19 protein-coding genes and 1 riboswitch are annotated in these 16116 nt (G+C 70.9%); of the genes, 17 read left to right on the top strand and 2 right to left on the bottom strand.

Features of this window, described 5'->3' with window-relative positions; genetic code table 11:
• Positions 1-9: 9 nt before the first annotated feature.
• The 4 genes from ACP7BI_RS05425 (at position 10) to ACP7BI_RS05410 (ending at position 3560) form a co-directional block, all read left to right on the top strand.
• Complete coding sequence (locus ACP7BI_RS05425) at positions 10-993, top strand: ABC transporter ATP-binding protein (protein ID WP_026374015.1); 984 nt, start codon at positions 10-12, stop codon at positions 991-993.
• A complete protein-coding gene (locus ACP7BI_RS05420) occupies positions 990-2774 on the top strand; it encodes an ABC transporter permease (protein ID WP_425844246.1) in 1785 nt (594 codons plus the stop codon). Before ACP7BI_RS05425 ends, ACP7BI_RS05420 begins: the two co-directional genes overlap by 4 nt.
• A 6-nt stretch (positions 2775-2780) precedes the next feature.
• Positions 2781-2845, top strand: a riboswitch (guanidine-III (ykkC-III) riboswitch).
• 12 nt (positions 2846-2857) lie between these two features.
• Complete coding sequence (locus ACP7BI_RS05415; protein WP_026374016.1) at positions 2858-3172, top strand: DMT family transporter; 315 nt, start codon at positions 2858-2860, stop codon at positions 3170-3172.
• A 1-nt stretch (position 3173) separates the two neighbouring features.
• Complete coding sequence (locus ACP7BI_RS05410) at positions 3174-3560, top strand: DMT family transporter (RefSeq protein WP_425844244.1); 387 nt, start codon at positions 3174-3176, stop codon at positions 3558-3560.
• A 16-nt stretch (positions 3561-3576) separates the two neighbouring features.
• Here ACP7BI_RS05410 and epsC read toward each other — a convergent pair whose 3' ends face one another.
• Positions 3577-4131 carry a serine O-acetyltransferase EpsC gene (epsC, locus tag ACP7BI_RS05405; protein ID WP_425844242.1) on the bottom strand — a complete coding sequence of 185 codons (555 nt, stop codon included), beginning with the start codon at positions 4129-4131 and terminating at the stop codon, positions 3577-3579.
• 8 nt (positions 4132-4139) lie between these two features.
• Positions 4140-5069 (bottom strand): cysteine synthase A, encoded by a 930-nt coding sequence (gene cysK, locus ACP7BI_RS05400; RefSeq protein WP_425844241.1) that lies wholly within the window; start codon positions 5067-5069, stop codon positions 4140-4142.
• 124 nt (positions 5070-5193) lie between these two features.
• On the opposite strand from cysK, the gene prmC reads away from it, so the two are divergent.
• The 13 genes from prmC (at position 5194) to ACP7BI_RS05335 (ending at position 16106) form a co-directional block, all read left to right on the top strand.
• The gene (prmC, locus tag ACP7BI_RS05395) at positions 5194-6054 is read left to right on the top strand and encodes a peptide chain release factor N(5)-glutamine methyltransferase (RefSeq protein WP_425844240.1); all 861 of its coding nucleotides are present in this window, start codon (positions 5194-5196) and stop codon (positions 6052-6054) included.
• Positions 6055-6166: 112 nt separating this feature from the next.
• On the top strand, positions 6167-6835 hold the full coding sequence (locus ACP7BI_RS05390; RefSeq protein WP_425844238.1) for an L-threonylcarbamoyladenylate synthase: 669 nt from the start codon (positions 6167-6169) through the stop codon (positions 6833-6835).
• A 4-nt stretch (positions 6836-6839) separates the two neighbouring features.
• Positions 6840-8027, top strand: coding sequence for an MraY family glycosyltransferase (locus tag ACP7BI_RS05385; protein ID WP_425844236.1), 1188 nt, complete (start codon positions 6840-6842; stop codon positions 8025-8027).
• A complete protein-coding gene (locus ACP7BI_RS05380; RefSeq protein ID WP_425844234.1) occupies positions 8024-8485 on the top strand; it encodes a hypothetical protein in 462 nt (153 codons plus the stop codon). Before ACP7BI_RS05385 ends, ACP7BI_RS05380 begins: the two co-directional genes overlap by 4 nt.
• Before the next feature lie 166 nt (positions 8486-8651).
• Positions 8652-9473 carry a F0F1 ATP synthase subunit A gene (atpB, locus tag ACP7BI_RS05375; RefSeq protein WP_425844570.1) on the top strand — a complete coding sequence of 274 codons (822 nt, stop codon included), beginning with the start codon at positions 8652-8654 and terminating at the stop codon, positions 9471-9473.
• A 34-nt stretch (positions 9474-9507) separates the two neighbouring features.
• A complete protein-coding gene (gene atpE / locus ACP7BI_RS05370; protein ID WP_092667153.1) occupies positions 9508-9744 on the top strand; it encodes an ATP synthase F0 subunit C in 237 nt (78 codons plus the stop codon).
• 7 nt (positions 9745-9751) lie between these two features.
• The gene (locus tag ACP7BI_RS05365) at positions 9752-10303 is read left to right on the top strand and encodes a F0F1 ATP synthase subunit B (protein ID WP_211449847.1); all 552 of its coding nucleotides are present in this window, start codon (positions 9752-9754) and stop codon (positions 10301-10303) included.
• A complete protein-coding gene (locus ACP7BI_RS05360; RefSeq protein WP_425844232.1) occupies positions 10303-11085 on the top strand; it encodes a F0F1 ATP synthase subunit delta in 783 nt (260 codons plus the stop codon). The genes ACP7BI_RS05365 and ACP7BI_RS05360 overlap by 1 nt, the downstream gene beginning before the upstream one ends.
• Positions 11086-11112: 27 nt before the next feature.
• Positions 11113-12747: a F0F1 ATP synthase subunit alpha gene (atpA, locus tag ACP7BI_RS05355; RefSeq protein WP_211449844.1), complete on the top strand. Its 1635-nt coding sequence runs from the start codon at positions 11113-11115 to the stop codon at positions 12745-12747.
• Between the two features lie 23 nt (positions 12748-12770).
• Positions 12771-13655 (top strand): F0F1 ATP synthase subunit gamma, encoded by an 885-nt coding sequence (locus ACP7BI_RS05350; protein ID WP_211449842.1) that lies wholly within the window; start codon positions 12771-12773, stop codon positions 13653-13655.
• A 17-nt stretch (positions 13656-13672) separates the two neighbouring features.
• Entirely contained in the window at positions 13673-15133 is a 1461-nt protein-coding gene (atpD, locus tag ACP7BI_RS05345; protein WP_211449840.1) for a F0F1 ATP synthase subunit beta, read from the top strand.
• Positions 15133-15390: a F0F1 ATP synthase subunit epsilon gene (locus ACP7BI_RS05340; RefSeq protein ID WP_021011161.1), complete on the top strand. Its 258-nt coding sequence runs from the start codon at positions 15133-15135 to the stop codon at positions 15388-15390. The genes atpD and ACP7BI_RS05340 overlap by 1 nt, the downstream gene beginning before the upstream one ends.
• A complete protein-coding gene (locus ACP7BI_RS05335) occupies positions 15387-16106 on the top strand; it encodes a YaaA family protein (RefSeq protein ID WP_425844230.1) in 720 nt (239 codons plus the stop codon). Before ACP7BI_RS05340 ends, ACP7BI_RS05335 begins: the two co-directional genes overlap by 4 nt.
• Positions 16107-16116 lie beyond the last annotated feature (10 nt).

Below are 16116 nucleotides of genomic sequence, written 5' to 3'. Positions count from 1 at the left end.
GGAACGACGATGATCCGGTTCGACGGAGTCCGTGTCGAGTACGAGGGCCACGTCGCGCTCGAGGGCCTCGACCTCGAGATCCGCGAGGGGGAGTTCTTCACCCTGCTCGGCCCCTCCGGCTGCGGCAAGAGCACGGCGCTGCGCGCCCTCGCGGGGTTCGCCGAGCCGACCGCCGGGCGGCTCGAGATCGACGGCCGCGACGTCACGCGCGTCGCGAGCGAGAAGCGCGGCGTCGGCATGGTGTTCCAGAGCTACGCGCTGTTCCCGAGCATGTCGGTGCGCGAGAACATCGCGTTCGGGCTGCGGGTGCAGCGGCGCGCGGGCCGCGAGCGGCGGGACCTCGTCGACCGCGTCGCCGCGCAGGTCGGGCTCGCGGCGAGCCAGCTCGAGCGAGGCGTCGCCGAGCTCTCGGGCGGCCAGCAGCAGCGCGTCGCGATCGCCCGCGCGCTCGTGCTCGAGCCGCGCATCCTGCTGCTCGACGAGCCGCTGTCGAACCTCGACGCGAAGCTGCGCGTGCAGCTGCGGGGCGAGCTGCAGCGGCTCCAGCGCGAGGTCGGGGTGACGACGCTGTACGTCACGCACGACCAGGAGGAGGCGCTCGCGCTCAGCGACCGCGTCGCGGTCCTCTCGGACGGGCGCCTCGAGCAGGTGGGGACGCCCCGCGACATCTACGAGCGCTCCGCGTCGCCGTTCGTGTGCGACTTCATCGGCGAGGCGACGCGGCTCTCGACCGAGCAGCTCGAGGCGCTCGGCCTCGGGCACGGCGACGTCTGGGTGCGACCCGAGCACGTGCTGCTGCGCGAGGGCGGCGCCCCGGCGACCGTCCGCTCGCACGCCTACCGGGGCGCGTCGACCCTGCTCGAGCTCGAGCTCGCCGGCGCCCCGCTGCTCACCGCGAGCACGAGCGCGGAGGCCGCGGCGCTCGAGATCGACGACGAGGTGCGCGTCGCGATCGACGAGGGCGCGCTGCTGCGCTACGGGCAGCCGGCATGAGCCGCAGCGCCGGCACGCGCGGCATCCTCCGCTCGCCGCTCGCGCTCGTCGTGGTCGCCGCCGTCATCTGGTTCGCGACCGCGTTCCTCGTGCTGCCGAACCTCGCGCTGCTCGCCGAGACGTTCGCGCCCGAGGGGACCCTCTCGCTCTCGTCCGTCGAGCGGCTCCTCTCGAGCGAGCGCGCCCTGCGCTCGCTCGGCAACAGCGTGCTGCTCGCGTGCACGCTCGCGATCACCGTCAACGTCGTCGGCATCTTCATCGTGCTCGTGACGCAGTGGTTCCGGATGCGCGCGCGGCGAGTGCTGTGGCTCGGCTACGCGACGACGTTCGTGTACGGCGGCATCGTGCTCGCCGCGGGCTACAACTTCATCTACGGCCGCTTCGGGTTCGTCACGAACTGGCTCGCGACGTGGGTGCCCGATCTCGACCGCGCGTGGTTCTCGGGCTTCCTCGCCGTCGTGCTCGTCATGACCTTCGCGACCACCACGAACCACATGCTGTTCCTCTCCGCGGCGCTCGCGAAGGTCGACCGGCACGCGGTCGAGGCGGCGCGGCTCATGGGCGCGAGCACCGGGACGATCCTGCGCCGCATCGTGCTGCCGACGCTGCGGCCGATGATCTTCGCCGTCACGGTGCTGACGTTCCTCACCGGGCTCGGCGCGCTGACCGCGCCGCTCGTGCTCGGCGGCGAGGACTTCCAGACGGTGTCGCCGATGATCCTGACGTTCTCGCGGTCGCAGACGTCGCGGGACGTCGCGGCCCTGCTCGCGATCATCCTCGGCCTCGCCACGATCCTGCTCCTCGCGATCATGAACCGGGTCGAGCGCAGCGGCACCTACTTCGCCGTCGCGAAGGTCGCCGCGCCGCTCGAGCCGCAGCGCTTCCAGACCCGCTGGGGCTCGGCGCTCACCCACGTCGCGGCGTGGGCGCTGTGGGCGGTCTACGTCTTCCCCGTCGCGTGCGTGCTGCTCTTCTCCTTCGTCGACGCGCGCGCGATCGCCGCGGGGCGCATCGGCCTCGGCGACCTCACCCTCGACCACTGGGTCACCGTGCTGACGAACCCCGACGCCCTGCGGCCCTTCCTGGTCTCCGTCGCGTACTCCGCCGTCGCATCCGTCATCGCCGTCGTCGGGCTCGTGTTCGTCGCGCGCGTCATCACCCGCCACCCCGGCTGGCTCTCGAGCGCGATCGAGTACGTGCTGCACATCCCGTGGATCCTGCCGACGATCCTCATCGCGCTGGGGCTCGTGATGGCCTTCGACAGCCCCCAGTGGCTCGTCGGCGGGCAGGTGCTCACCGGCACCGTCGTGCTGCTCGGGATCGCGTACGTGATCATCAAGCTCCCCTTCACCCTGCGGCTGCTGAAGGCGGCGTTCGCATCCGTGCCGCAGGACCTCGAGGATGCCGCGCGCATCCTCGGCGCGGGGCAGCTGCAGACGCTCGCGCGCGTCGTCGTCCCGATGATCGCGCCGACCGTCGCCGCCATCACCGCGCTGAACTTCAACAGCCTGCTCGACGACTACGACGCGGCCGTGTTCCTGTACCACCCGCTCGCCGAGCCACTCGGCATCGCGATCAAGCGCTCGACCGAGGGCGAGGCGAACCTCGACGCGATGTCGATCACGTTCGTCATGACGGTGCTGCTCATGGTCGTGCAGGGCGTCGTGCTGTGGCTCGTCTACGGACGGGCGGGCAGATCGGGCGACGGCGCCGCGCGCCGGACGCGCTCGCGCGCGCTGCGGGCTCGAGCCGCACAGCCGGCGCAGAGGGTCGCTCAGTAGCCTGGCTCGCGGATCCGGAGCAGGGTCCGCGGACGAGGGAGCCGTACCCGCAGCGCGACAAGACGGCCAGCGAAGGACTCGTCATGGCTTGGGTGATCCTGATCGCCTCCGGCCTGCTGGAGGCCGTCTGGGCGGCCGCGATGCAGGCGTCCGAGGGCTTCCGCAAGTGGCGGCCGACCGTGCTGTTCGTCGTCGCGATGCTCGCCTCGATGGGCGGCCTCGCGTGGGCGATGCTCGAGATCCCGACCGGCACGGCATACGCCGTGTGGGTCGGCGTCGGCGCGGTCGCGACCGTCGTGCTGCAGGTCGCCCGCGGCAAGGAGCGGCTCACGCTCGTGCGCTCGCTGCTGCTCGTGCTGCTCGTCGCGTGCCTCGTCGGCCTGAAGCTGGTGAGCTGACGTGGGCCGCGGGACAGCGTGGGCGCTGCTGCTCGGCAGCGCCGTGCTCGAGGCCGTCTGGGCGACGGCGCTGGGGGAGTCGGCGGGCTTCAGCGAGCCCGTGCCGACCGCCGTGTTCGCCGTCGCGGCCGTGCTGAGCTTCCTGGGGCTCGAGCGGGCCGTGCGCGTCGTGCCGCTCGCGACCGGCTACGCCGTCTGGACGGGGTTGGGCGGCGCGCTCACCGTCCTGTGGGCGCTCCTGACCGGCGCGCAGCCGTGGAACCCGCTCATGCTGGTCTTCCTCGCGGGGATCCTGATCGCCGTCGCGGGACTCGCGCTCACCGAGCGCCACAACACCGGCGGCGATGACCGCTCAGGCGCGGGAGTGACCGCTCAGGCGCGGGAGTGACCGCTCGGGGGAGCGGCTAGATCGAGTACTCGATCTGCGGCAGCTCCGCGGGCGCGGTGCCGCCCACGGGCTTCGCCGGCACGCCGACGAGCGTGACGCCCGACGGCGCATCCTTCAGCACGACCGCGTTCGCGCCGACCTTGACGTCGTCGCCGAGCGCGATCGGCCCGAGGATCTTCGCGCCCGCCCCGACGAGCACGCGGTGCCCGAGCGTCGGGTGGCGCTTGACCGCAGCGTTCGCCGTGCCGCCGAGCGTGACGCCGTGGTAGAGCATGACGTCGTCGCCGGTCTCGGCCGTCTCGCCGATCACGACGCCCATGCCGTGGTCGATGAAGAACCGCCGCCCGAGCCGCGCGCCCGGGTGGATCTCGACCCCGGTCATGAACCGCGCGAGCTGGCTGCCGGCGCGCGCGAGCGAGCGCGCACCGGCGTGCCAGAGGCGGTGATGGATGCGGTGGGCCCACACCGCGTGCAGGGTCGAGTAGGTGAGCGCGATCGTCAGCGCGCCGCGAGCGGCGGGGTCGTGCCGCTTCGCGTTCTCGATGTCCTCGCGGATGTTGAGCAGGCCCACCGTGCTCCTCAGGCCAGGTCGGCGTAGATCGGCATCGAGAGGTAGCGCTCGCCCGTGTCGCACACGACCGCGACGATCGTCTTGCCGGCCGACTCGGGGCGGCGCGCGATCTCGAGCGCGGCCCACACGATCGCGCCCGAGGAGATGCCGGCGAAGATGCCGTCCCGCGCCGCGAGCTCCCGGCCGACGCGCACGGCGTCGTCGAGCTCGACGTCGATCACCTCGTCGTAGACGTCGGTGTCGAGCAGCGCCGGCACGAAGTTCGCGCCGAGGCCCTGGATCTTGTGCGGGCCCGCCTGGCCCTTCGTCAGCAGCGGCGAGTCCGCGGGCTCGACGGCGACGAGGTGCAGCTCGGGCTTGAGCTCCTTGAGGCGGCCGCCCGCGCCCGTGACCGTGCCGCCCGTGCCCACACCCGTGACGAAGACGTCGACGTCGCCGTCGGTGTCGGCCCAGATCTCCTCGGCGGTCGTCTCGCGGTGCACCTTGACGTTCGCCTCGTTCTCGAACTGGCGGGCGAGGATCGCGCCGGGCGTCTCGGCGACGATCTGCTGCGCGCGCTCGACGGCGCCGCGCATGCCGTCGGGCCCGGGCGTGAGCACGAGCTCGGCGCCGTAGGCCTTGAGGATGTTGCGCCGCTCCACCGACATCGTCTCCGGCATCGAGAGGATCACCCGGTAGCCGCGGGCCGCGCCGACGAAGGCGAGTGCGATGCCCGTGTTGCCGCTCGTGCCCTCGACGATCGTCCCACCCGGCTGCAGCTCGCCGGACGCCTCGGCGGCGTCGATGATCGCGCGGCCGATGCGGTCCTTCACGGAACCCGCGGGGTTGAAGGACTCCATCTTGACGAGCACCGTCGCGTGCGTGTCGTTCGTGCGGCCGAGCCGCACGAGGGGAGTGCCGCCGATCGTGGCCGTGATGTCGTCGAAGATGCGCGCCATTCGCTTTCCTTTCATCGGGTGGAAGCCAGGATTCTCACTGTATCGGCCTCACGCTGAGCAACCGCTCGCATCGCCCTGCGCATTCCCGTACGTCGCTGATGGCTGCTCGGGCTAGCGTGATGGCGTGCATCCCTCCTCCGTCTCCGACGCCGTGCGCGACGCCCGCGCCCGGCTCTCCGCGGTCGGCATCGATGGTCCCGACGCCGAGCTGCTCGCGGCGTGGGCGTCGGGCTCGTCGTTCGGGGAGCTGCGCGTCGAGATGGCGATGGGCCGTGCGTTCGAGGCGGATGCGCTGGCGCGGTTCGCGCGCGCCGTCGCGCGTCGCGAGTCCCGCGAGCCGCTCCAGCACATCACGGGCACCGCGCCGTTCCGCCACGTCGACCTGCTCGTCGGCCCCGGCGTCTTCACGCCGCGACCGGAGACGGAGCTGCTCGTCGACGTCGCGCTCCGCCATCTCCGCCGAGCCGAGGCACCGCTCGTGCTCGATGTCGGCACGGGCAGCGGCGCCGTCGCGATCGCGATCGCGCGGGAGTCGGGCGCTCGCGTCGTGGCGGTCGAGCGGAGCCCCGGGGCGTACGTCTGGGCGCGCCGCAACTTCGATGAGCTCGCGCCCGACGCGGCGCTCGTGCACGCCGACGCGCGCGATCTCGCCGCGCTCGCCTCGGTCGGCGTCACGCCCGGCTCCCTCACGGCGTTCGTGAGCAATCCGCCCTACGTGCCCGACGCATCCGTGCCCCTCGACCACGAGGTGCGGGGCTTCGACCCGCACACCGCCCTCTACTCCGGTGCCGACGGGCTCGACCTCATCCGCAGCCTCGCGCCGCTCGCCGCCGACCTGCTCGCTCCCGGCGGGCTCGTGGCGTTCGAGCACGCCGAGCACCAAGGGGAGGCGATCCGCGAGATGCTCGCGGATGCCGGCTTCACCCAGGCGAGGACGCTCCAGGATCTCGCCGGTCGCGACCGGGTGACGACCGCGATCCGCTGAGGCGGCGGGGTGCCTCGTTCCGAGGCCCGGGACGGGCCTCGGCGCTGGGGTCGCGGCGGAGGCCCGAAAGGGCCTCCGCTTCTAGCTCCACCGCGCGAACTACCATGGGAGCGTGCCCGCGCTCTACGACTGCTCCGACCCCGCGTCCCTCCTCGACGGCATCCGCGCGGCTCGCACGGCCATCGCCGCGGGGAAGAGCATCGTCATCCCGACCGACACGGTCTACGGCATCGCGGCCGACGCGTTCTCGCACGAGGCCGTCGCGGGGCTGCTCGCCGCGAAGGGCCGCGACCGCGGCTTCCCGCCGCCCGTGCTCGTCGCCGACCGGCACATGGCGGCGGCGCTCGCCGAGCACGTGCCTGCCGAGCTCGAGCCGCTGCTCGACGCGCACTGGCCGGGGCCGCTCACGGTGATCCTCCGCGCCCAGCCCTCGCTGACGTGGGACCTCGGCGACACCGGCGGCACCGTCGCGATCCGCGTGCCCGACCACCCCATCGCGATCGGCCTGCTGCGCGAGACGGGCCCGCTCGCCGTCTCGAGCGCCAACCTCCACGGCATGCCCGCACCGACCGAGGCCGCGGCGGCCGCCGAGATGCTCGGCGACCGCGTCGCGCTCGTGCTCGACGCCGGCACCGTCGGCGGAGCTGCAGCGCCGGGGGAGCAGAACGGCTCGACGATCCTCGACTGCTCGACCGACGGCGTCGCCCGCATCGTGCGCCAGGGGGTGCTGCCGCGCGCGACGATCGCCGCCGCGCTCGGCGACCTGCTCGCCTCGGGGTGATGCCGTGATCTTCCTGCTCATCGCCGCGGTCGCGGCCGTCGTGACCTTCGTCGCGAGCCGCGTCGTGCTCCGTCTCGCGCTCCGCCACGGCATCCACCCGCCGGTGCGCGAGCGAGACGTGCACTCGCGCCCCACGCCGCGGCTCGGCGGCGCGGCGATGTGCATCGGCGTGATCGCCGCGCTCGCGGTCGCGTCGTTCGTGCCCGAGTTCGCGGGCGTGTTCGCCGAGCCCGTGCGGGTGTGGACGCTGCTCGGCGGCGCGATCGCCATCTGCGCCATCGGGGTGCTCGACGACCTCGTCGACCTCGACTGGATGCTCAAGCTCGGCGCCCAGATCCTGGTCGCGACGGGCGTCGCGCTCTTCGGGGTGCAGATCGTCAGCCTGCCGATCGCCGGCATCGTCGTGCCATCGGCGACCATGGCGATCTCGCTCACCGTGCTCATCATCGTGCTCGTCATGAACGCGGTGAACTTCATCGACGGCCTCGACGGGCTCGTGGCGGGCACGACGATCATCGGCTCGACGGCGTTCTTCGGCTACATCTGGATGATCAGCCAGAACTTCGCGCAGCAGAACGCCTACTTCTCGCTCGCGAGCCTCATCACGTCGATCATCGTCGGCGTCTGCGTCGGCTTCCTGCCCGTCAACTGGCACCCCGCGCGGATGTTCATGGGCGACGGCGGCGCCCTCATGCTCGGGCTGCTGACCGCGGCGAGCGCGATCGCCGTCACGGGCCAGATCGACGTCGGCACGATGGGCGGCCGGAGCCAGATCCTGCCCGCCTTCATCCCCGTGCTGCTGCCGCTCGCGATCCTGCTGCTGCCGCTCACCGACTTCGCGCTCGCCGTCATCCGCCGCGTGGCGAACGGCAACAGCCCGTTCGCAGCCGACCGGCGCCACCTGCACCACCGGCTGCTCGACATGGGCCACTCGCACCTCGGCGCAGTGCTCATCTTCTACTCGTGGACCGCCGTCGTCTCGATCGGCTGCCTGCTCTTCCTTATCGTCCAGTGGTGGGTGGCCGTCGGTATCATGGTGCTCGGGTTCCTCGCGTGCGCCCTGCTCACGGCCGCGCCCGTCGGTCGCAGGGTCTGGCGCACGTTCCTGCGGGTGATGCGCGAACGTCGCGCTCGCCGCTCCGGACTCCAGCCGACCAGCGCCAGCATCGACTCCCAGGGGGACCCCCGGTGAACACCACCCAGATCATGCAGCGGATCCTCGTGTGGGGCGCGGTCCTCGCGGCCGCGGTCGCGGTCGTCGGCGGCCTCGCGGGCTGGCTGCTCGCCCAGGGCGCGGGCCTCGCCTCGGCGCTCGTCGGCACCGCGCTCGCGATCGTCTTCTGCATGCTCACCGCCGGCAGCATCCTGCTCGCGCTCAAGGCTTCGAGGGGCCAGATGGTCTCCGGGGCGTTCTTCGGGATCGTGCTCGGCGGCTGGCTGCTGAAGTTCGTGCTGTTCATCGTGCTGGTCTTCGTGCTCGGGGACCAGGACTGGCTGCACCGGGGCGTCGCGTTCGGCGCGCTCGTCGCTGCCGTCATCGGCTCGCTCGTCATCGACTGCGTCGTGATCGCGACGAGCCGGCAGCCCCTGATCGACAGCGCCGCCGACGACGAGACCCAGGGCCGGCCGGCCTCCGGCGCCCGGGCGTGAGCGCCGCAGGACGTCGAGCCATCCCGATCCCCTCTGATAGAGTCGTTGACGTTCCCCCAGCTGCGCCGCTCGTCTCCGAGCGTGTCTGCGTGAGGGGGCGCACCGACGTCAAGAAGGCGCCAGGCGCCACGAGCTTGAGGAAGAGACGCTGAACGCCGTGTTGTCGATGCTGGCCTCCGCTGCCAACGAGCCAGAGCCGTTCCACCCGCCGTCGATCGCGGAGTTCTTCCCGCAGGTCTTCCTGTTCATGGAGCCGACGATCGCTTGGGTCGGGGGCGATGAGCCGATCTTCGGCATCAACCGCATCATGCTCATCCGCATCCTGGCGGCGCTCGCGATCATCCTGATCTTCGTGCTCGGCACGCGGAAGATGAAGCTCGTCCCGACGCGCGGCCAGAGCATCGTCGAGCTCGGCCTCGGCTTCGTCCGCGACGGGATCGTCTACGACCTCCTCGGCGAGAAGGACGGCCGGCGCTTCCTGCCGGTCATCACCACCATCTTCTTCATGGTGCTGGCGATGAACATCACGGGCATCATCCCGTTCCTCAACATCGCCGGAACCTCAGTGATCGGCGTGCCGCTCGTGCTCGCGATCGTGTCGTACATCGCGTTCATCTACGCGGGCGTCAAGAAGCACCCCGGCGCGTTCTTCAAGAACTCGCTCTTCCCCTCGGGCGTGCCGTGGCCGCTCTACATCATCGTGACGCCGATCGAGTTCGTCTCGACCTTCGTGCTGCGCCCCGTCACGCTGACGCTGCGACTCATGATGAACCTGTTCGTCGGCCACCTGCTGCTCGTGCTGTTCTTCGCCTCGACGCACTTCTTCTTCTTCTCGGCCGGCGGCTTCTACACGCTCTTCGGCGTGGGCACGCTCGCCTTCGGCTTCGCCTTCACCGTCTTCGAGATCCTCGTCGCGGTGCTGCAGGCCTACGTCTTCGCCATCCTGACCACCGTCTACATCCAGCTCGCGCTGGCTGAAGAGCACTGACCCCGGACTCTCCGGACAACCGAAAGGAACGACCGTGGACAACGCCACGACCATCCTCGCCGAGATCAACGGCAACATCGGCACCGTCGGCTACGGCCTCGCGGCGATCGGCCCCGCCATCGGCGTCGGCATCGTCGTCGGCAAGACGATCGAGGGCGTCGCTCGCCAGCCCGAGCTGCAGGGCCGCCTGACGGTCCTCATGTTCATCGGCATCGCCTTCACCGAGGCACTGGCGTTCATCGGCATCGCCACGTTCTTCTTCATGGTCTGACGCCCTGATGCTCACCACTCCTCTCTTCCTCGCGGAAGAAGCGGGGGAGACCACTCAGAACCCGCTGCTTCCGGCCCCGTACGACATCATCTGGTCGGCGGTCATCTTCGTCGTCCTCCTGCTGGTCTTCTGGAAGGTCGTCCTGCCTCGCGTGCAGGCGCTGCTCGACGAGCGCGCTGCCGCGATCGAGGGCGGCATCAAGAAGGCCGAGGAGGCGCAGGCCGAGGCGGCTGCGGCGCTCGAGTCGTACAACACCCAGCTCGCCGAGGCTCGCGCCGAGGCAGCTCGCATCAAGGACCAGGCTCGCGCCGACGCCGCGCGCATCGAGGCCGACCTCAAGGCTCGCGCCAACGAGGAGGCCGAGCGCATCACCGCGCAGGCGCACCAGCGCATCGAGGCTGAGCGCCAGGCCGCGTTCTCGTCGCTCAAGACCGAGGTCGGCTCGCTCGCCCTCGACCTGACCGAGAAGGTCGTCGGCGAGTCGATGGACGACGCCCGTTCGGCTGCGATCGTCGACCGCTTCCTGGCCGACCTCGAGCGCGAGGGAGCGAACCGCTAGTGGGCAGCGCGACCAGCCAGGCGCGAGCCGGCATCGACGAGGCCGTCCGGGCCCAGCCGCAGGCAGGGCTCGAGGACGCGCGGGATCTCTTCCGGGCATCGCGCGCACTCGAGCGCAGCCCGCAGGTGCTCTCCTCGCTCGGCGACCCCGTCTCGACGCCCGACTCCCGCGCCGCGCTCGCGCAGCGCGTGCTCGGGCAGCTGGGTGGAGCGGCGGTCTCGATCGTCGCGCACCTCGCGCGCCAGCGCTGGTCCGAGCCGGTTGACCTGCTCGCCGCGATCGACGAGGCGGCCGTGCGGGTCGCGGTGCGCTCGACGAGCGACGACGTCGCGGGGGAGATCGCCTCCTTCGGCCGCATCGTCTCGGCCGACGCGCAGCTCGAGCTGGCCCTCGGCGGCCTGCAGGGTTCGGTCGACGAGAAGGCGCAGCTCGTGCAGCGACTGCTCGCGGGCCGCGCGAGCGAGACGACGCTCGCGATCCTCGACCACCTCGTGCGCGCCCCTCGTGGCCGCCGCATCGGTCAGCGCCTGCGCTCCGCTGCGACGCAGGTCGCCGCCGCGGCCGGTCGCTCGCTCGCGACGGTCACGACGGCTCGCGAGATCCCCGCCGACCAGCTCGACCGGCTCCGCGCCGGTCTCGAGCGCCAGTACGGCCGCACGCTGCAGCTGCAGCAAGTGGTCGACCCGGCCGTGCTCGGCGGGCTGCGCGTCTCGATCGGCGACGACGTCATCGACGGCACCGTCCGCTCCAAGCTCACCGACCTGCGCCTGTCGCTCGCCTAGGTCGAAGAAACCCGAACAGGAAGACACATGTCAGAGCTCACCATCAGCCCCGACGAGATCAAGGGCGCCCTCGCCGACTTCGTCTCGTCCTACGAGGCGTCGACCTCGACGACCGCCGAGGTCGGCCACGTCGTCGACGCCGCCGACGGCATCGCGCACGTCTCCGGCCTGCCCGGCGTCATGGCGAACGAGCTCGTCCGCTTCGCGGACGGCACGCTCGGCCTCGCGCAGAACCTCGACGAGACCGAGATCGGCGTCGTCGTGCTCGGTGAGTTCGACGGCATCGAGGAGGGCATGGAGGTCACCCGCACGGGCGAGGTCCTCTCCGTCCCCGTCGGCGAGGGCTACCTCGGCCGCGTCGTCGACCCGCTCGGCAACCCGATCGACGGCCTCGGCGAGATCGCCTCGAGCGGCCGCCGCGCCCTCGAGCTGCAGGCGCCCGGCGTCATGCAGCGCAAGTCGGTGCACGAGCCGCTCCAGACGGGCATCAAGGCGATCGACGCCATGATCCCGGTCGGCCGCGGCCAGCGCCAGCTGATCATCGGCGACCGTCAGACCGGCAAGACCGCGCTGGCGATCGACACGATCATCAACCAGAAGTCGAACTGGGAGTCGGGCGACGTCAACAAGCAGGTGCGCTGCATCTACGTCGCGATCGGCCAGAAGGGCTCGACCATCGCTTCGGTGAAGGGCGCGCTCGAGGACGCCGGCGCCATGGAGTACACGACGATCGTCGCCTCCCCGGCATCCGACCCGGCTGGCTTCAAGTACCTCGCGCCCTACTCGGGCTCGGCCATCGGCCAGCACTGGATGTACGAGGGCAAGCACGTCCTCATCATCTTCGACGACCTGTCGAAGCAGGCCGAGGCGTACCGCGCCGTGTCGCTGCTCCTCCGTCGTCCGCCGGGCCGCGAGGCCTACCCCGGTGACGTGTTCTACCTGCACTCGCGTCTGCTCGAGCGCTGCGCGAAGCTCTCGGACGAGCTCGGTGCCGGCTCGATGACGGGTCTCCCGATCATCGAGACGAAGGCCAACGACGTCTCGGCGTACATCCCGACCAACGTGATCTCGATCACCGACGGCCAGATCTTCCTGCAGTCCGACCTCTTCAACGCCAACCAGCGTCCCGCGGTCGACGTCGGCATCTCGGTCTCGCGAGTCGGTGGCGACGCGCAGGTCAAGTCGATCAAGAAGGTCTCCGGCACGCTCAAGCTCGAGCTCGCCCAGTACCGCTCGCTCGAGGCGTTCGCGATGTTCGCCTCCGACCTCGACGCGGCCTCGCGCCGTCAGCTCGAGCGCGGTGCGCGCCTGACCGAGCTGCTCAAGCAGCCGCAGTACTCGCCGTACCCCGTCGAGGAGCAGGTCGTCTCGATCTGGGCCGGCACGAACGGCAAGTTCGACGCCGTGCCGGTCAACCAGGTGCTGCAGTTCGAGAGCGAGCTGCTCGAGCACCTGCGGGGCAACAGCACGGTGCTCGCGACGCTGCGCGAGACCAACGTGCTCGACGACGCGACGCTCGCGACGCTCGAGTCCGAGGTCGACGAGTTCGCTCGCAACTGGCAGGGCAAGGATGCGTCGAGCATCACCGACCCCGGCACCGAGGCGAACAATCCGATGGTCGAGGACGTCAACCAGGAGCAGATCGTCAAGGGCCGTCGCTGACGCGAGATCGCTGAGGAGGCGGAATGGGAGCCCAGCTCCGGGTCTACACGCAGAAGATCAAGTCTGCGCAGTCGACCAAGAAGATCACGAAGGCGATGGAGCTCATCGCTGCGTCGCGCATCCAGAAGGCGCTCGCCCGCGTGCAGGCGTCGAACCCGTACGCACGGGCGCTGACGCGCGCCGTGAGCGCGGTGGCCACGTTCTCGAACGAGCCGCACCCGCTCACGGTGGAGCGCACCGAGCTCAAGCGGGCGGCGATCGTCGTCGTCACGTCGGACCGCGGCCTCGCGGGCGCGTTCAACTCGCAGATCCTCAAGGAGGCGGGTGAGCTGCGCGCGAAGCTCGAGGCGGAGGGCAAGGAGGTCGACCACTACCTGGTCGGCAGCAAGGCCGTCGGCTACTTCAAGTTCCGCCAGCGCCCGTACATCCGGGAGTGGACGGGGCAGTCGGACGTGCCGTCGCCCGAGCTCGCGCAGGAGATCGCCGAGGCGGTGCTCGAGGCCTACGTCTCCGAGCAGGTCGACGAGATCCACGTCGTCTACAACCGCTTCGTCAGCATGATGACGCAGGACCCGACGACCGTGCGGCTGCTGCCGCTCGAGATCGTGGAGGCCGAGAGCGCCGATTCGGCTGAGCACTTCCCGCTCTACCAGTTCGAGCCCGAGCCCGCGCTCGTGCTCGACTCGCTCCTGCCCGTCTACGTCGAGAGCCGCATCTTCAACGCGCTGCTCCAGTCGGCCGCCGCCAAGCAGGCCGCGACGCAGAAGGCGATGAAGTCGGCGTCCGACAACGCCGACAAGCTCATCATCGACTACACCCGCCTGCGCAACAACGCGCGCCAGGCCGAGATCACGACGCAGATCTCCGAGATCGTGGGCGGCGCGGACGCCCTCGCCTCGGCGAAGTAGCCACGAAAGGCAAGCACATGACCATCACTGACACCCCCGTCGAGCAGCAGCAGGCTGCCGTCGGCCGCGTCGCTCGAGTGACCGGGCCCGTCGTCGACATCGAGTTCCCGCACGACTCGCTCCCCGAGGTCTACAACGCGCTCAAGACGACCGTCGACTTCCAGGACGGCTCCGAGCCGCAGGAGATCACGCTCGAGGTCGCGCAGCACCTCGGCGACGACCTCGTCCGCGCCATCGCCCTCAAGCCGACGGACGGCCTCGTCCGCGGCCAGGAGGTGCGCGACACCGGCGAGTCCATCACGGTGCCCGTCGGCGACGTCACCAAGGGCAAGGTCTTCAACGTCATCGGCGAGCCGCTCAACCTCGGCGAGGGCGAGACGCTCGAGGTCACCGAGCGCTGGTCGATCCACCGCAAGGCGCCCTCGTTCGACCAGCTCGAGTCGAAGACGCAGCTGTTCGAGACCGGCATCAAGGTCATCGACCTCCTCACCCCGTACGTGCAGGGCGGCAAGATCGGCCTCTTCGGCGGCGCGGGCGTCGGCAAGACGGTCCTCATCCAGGAGATGATCCAGCGCGTCGCGCAGGACCACGGCGGCGTCTCGGTCTTCGCGGGTGTCGGCGAGCGCACCCGTGAGGGCAACGACCTCATCCACGAGATGGAGGAGGCGGGCGTCTTCGACAAGACCGCCCTCGTCTTCGGCCAGATGGACGAGCCCCCGGGCACGCGCCTCCGCGTCGCCCTCTCGGCGCTCACGATGGCGGAGTACTTCCGCGACGTGCAGGGCCAGGACGTGCTGCTGTTCATCGACAACATCTTCCGCTTCACGCAGGCCGGCTCGGAGGTCTCGACGCTGCTCGGCCGCATGCCGAGCGCCGTCGGCTACCAGCCGAACCTCGCCGACGAGATGGGCATCCTGCAGGAGCGCATCACCTCGACGCGCGGCCACTCGATCACCTCGCTGCAGGCGATCTACGTGCCGGCCGACGACTACACCGACCCGGCTCCGGCCACGACGTTCGCGCACCTCGACGCGACGACGGAGCTCAGCCGCGAGATCGCGTCGAAGGGCCTCTACCCGGCCGTCGACCCGCTCACGTCGACGAGCCGCATCCTCGACCCCCGCTACCTCGGCGAGGACCACTACCGCGTCGCGACGACGGTCAAGCAGATCCTCCAGAAGAACAAGGAGCTGCAGGAGATCATCGCGATCCTCGGTGTCGACGAGCTCTCGGAAGAGGACAAGATCGTCGTCAACCGCGCGCGCCGCATCCAGCAGTTCCTCTCGCAGAACACCTACATGGCGAAGAAGTTCACCGGTGTCGAGGGCTCCACGGTGCCGCTCAAGGAGACGATCGAGTCGTTCGACGCGATCGCCAAGGGCGAGTTCGACCACGTGGCCGAGCAGGCGTTCTTCAACGTCGGCGCGATCTCGGACGTCGAGGCCAAGTGGGCGCAGATCCAGAAGGAGAACGGCTGATGGCTCTGACCGTCAGCATCGTGTCGGCCGCGGCCGAGGTGTGGACGGGCGAGGCCACGCAGGTCATCGCCCGCACCACCGAGGGCGAGATCGGCATCCTGCGGGGTCACGAGCCGGTGCTCGCCGTGCTCGCCGAGGGCCAGGTGCGCGTCACCGACGCCTCCGGCACGGTGCACGCGGTCGATGCTGAGGACGGCTTCCTCTCGGTCGACCACGACCGGGTCGAGATCGTCGCGCGGAACGCCAAGCTCGCGTGATCGTCCTGCTGCCGCCCAGCGAGACGAAGGCGGCAGGCGGGACGGGAGCGCCGCTCTCGACGGCCAGTCTGGGATTCCCCGGGCTGGCCGTCGGCCGTTCCCGGGCGCTCGCCGCCCTCGACCGCCTCGTCGCCGAGGGGCAGGACGTCTCGACGCCCGCCAAGGCGCGCGCCGCCGCGGACAACGCCGCCGTCCGCTCGGCGCCGACGATGCCCGCGATCGAGCGGTACACGGGCGTGCTCTTCGACGCGCTGGGCGCCGCCGACCTGCCCGCTGCCGCGCGGCGATGGGTCGACGACCACGTCGTCATCCAGTCGGCCCTGCTCGGCTTCGTGCGCGCACCCGACGCCATCCCCGCCTACAAGGTGTCGGAGCACTCGAAGCTCCCGGGCGAGCGGATGCGCGACCTGTGGTCGTGCGCGGGCGATGCGATCGAGGGCTTCGCGCTCGACCTGCGCTCGAAGGCGTACGCCGCGATCGCGCCCGTGCCGGGTGCCGAGCCGGTCGAGATCGTCTCGCCCGAGGGCAAGGCGCTCAACCACTGGAACAAGGCGGGCAAGGGCGCGCTCGTGCGCTCGCTCGCGCTCGCCGGCGTGCAGGCCCAGACGGCGGATGCGCTGCTCGAGTGGGCGGCGTCGGCGTCCGTGCCGCTCACGCGCGGCGAGCGCGGGCTGCGGCTCGTCGTGCAGGATCCGCGACTCGTCGCGGCCGGCTGAGGCGGTCCTC

Source organism: Agrococcus sp. TSP3-2-1 (assembly GCF_049897585.1).
Classification (GTDB): Bacteria; Actinomycetota; Actinomycetes; order Actinomycetales; family Microbacteriaceae; genus Agrococcus.
Note: the sequence above shows the minus strand (reverse complement) of the source record. Positions and strands in the feature narration are given on the sequence as shown.

What these genes read in the sequence shown, in the direction of transcription:
- atpA (WP_211449844.1), top strand. Translation starts at nt 11,113, where the DNA reads ATGTCAGAGCTCACCATCAGCCCCGACGAGATCAAGGGCGCCCTCGCC.
- ACP7BI_RS05340 (WP_021011161.1), top strand. Translation starts at nt 15,133, where the DNA reads ATGGCTCTGACCGTCAGCATCGTGTCGGCCGCGGCCGAGGTGTGGACG.
- atpD (WP_211449840.1), top strand. Translation starts at nt 13,673, where the DNA reads ATGACCATCACTGACACCCCCGTCGAGCAGCAGCAGGCTGCCGTCGGC.
- ACP7BI_RS05365 (WP_211449847.1), top strand. Translation starts at nt 9,752, where the DNA reads ATGCTCACCACTCCTCTCTTCCTCGCGGAAGAAGCGGGGGAGACCACT.
- atpB (WP_425844570.1), top strand. Translation starts at nt 8,652, where the DNA reads ATGCTGGCCTCCGCTGCCAACGAGCCAGAGCCGTTCCACCCGCCGTCG.
- ACP7BI_RS05420 (WP_425844246.1), top strand. Translation starts at nt 990, where the DNA reads ATGAGCCGCAGCGCCGGCACGCGCGGCATCCTCCGCTCGCCGCTCGCG.
- cysK (WP_425844241.1), bottom strand. Translation starts at nt 5,069, where the DNA reads ATGGCGCGCATCTTCGACGACATCACGGCCACGATCGGCGGCACTCCC.
- ACP7BI_RS05350 (WP_211449842.1), top strand. Translation starts at nt 12,771, where the DNA reads ATGGGAGCCCAGCTCCGGGTCTACACGCAGAAGATCAAGTCTGCGCAG.
- ACP7BI_RS05415 (WP_026374016.1), top strand. Translation starts at nt 2,858, where the DNA reads ATGGCTTGGGTGATCCTGATCGCCTCCGGCCTGCTGGAGGCCGTCTGG.
- ACP7BI_RS05425 (WP_026374015.1), top strand. Translation starts at nt 10, where the DNA reads ATGATCCGGTTCGACGGAGTCCGTGTCGAGTACGAGGGCCACGTCGCG.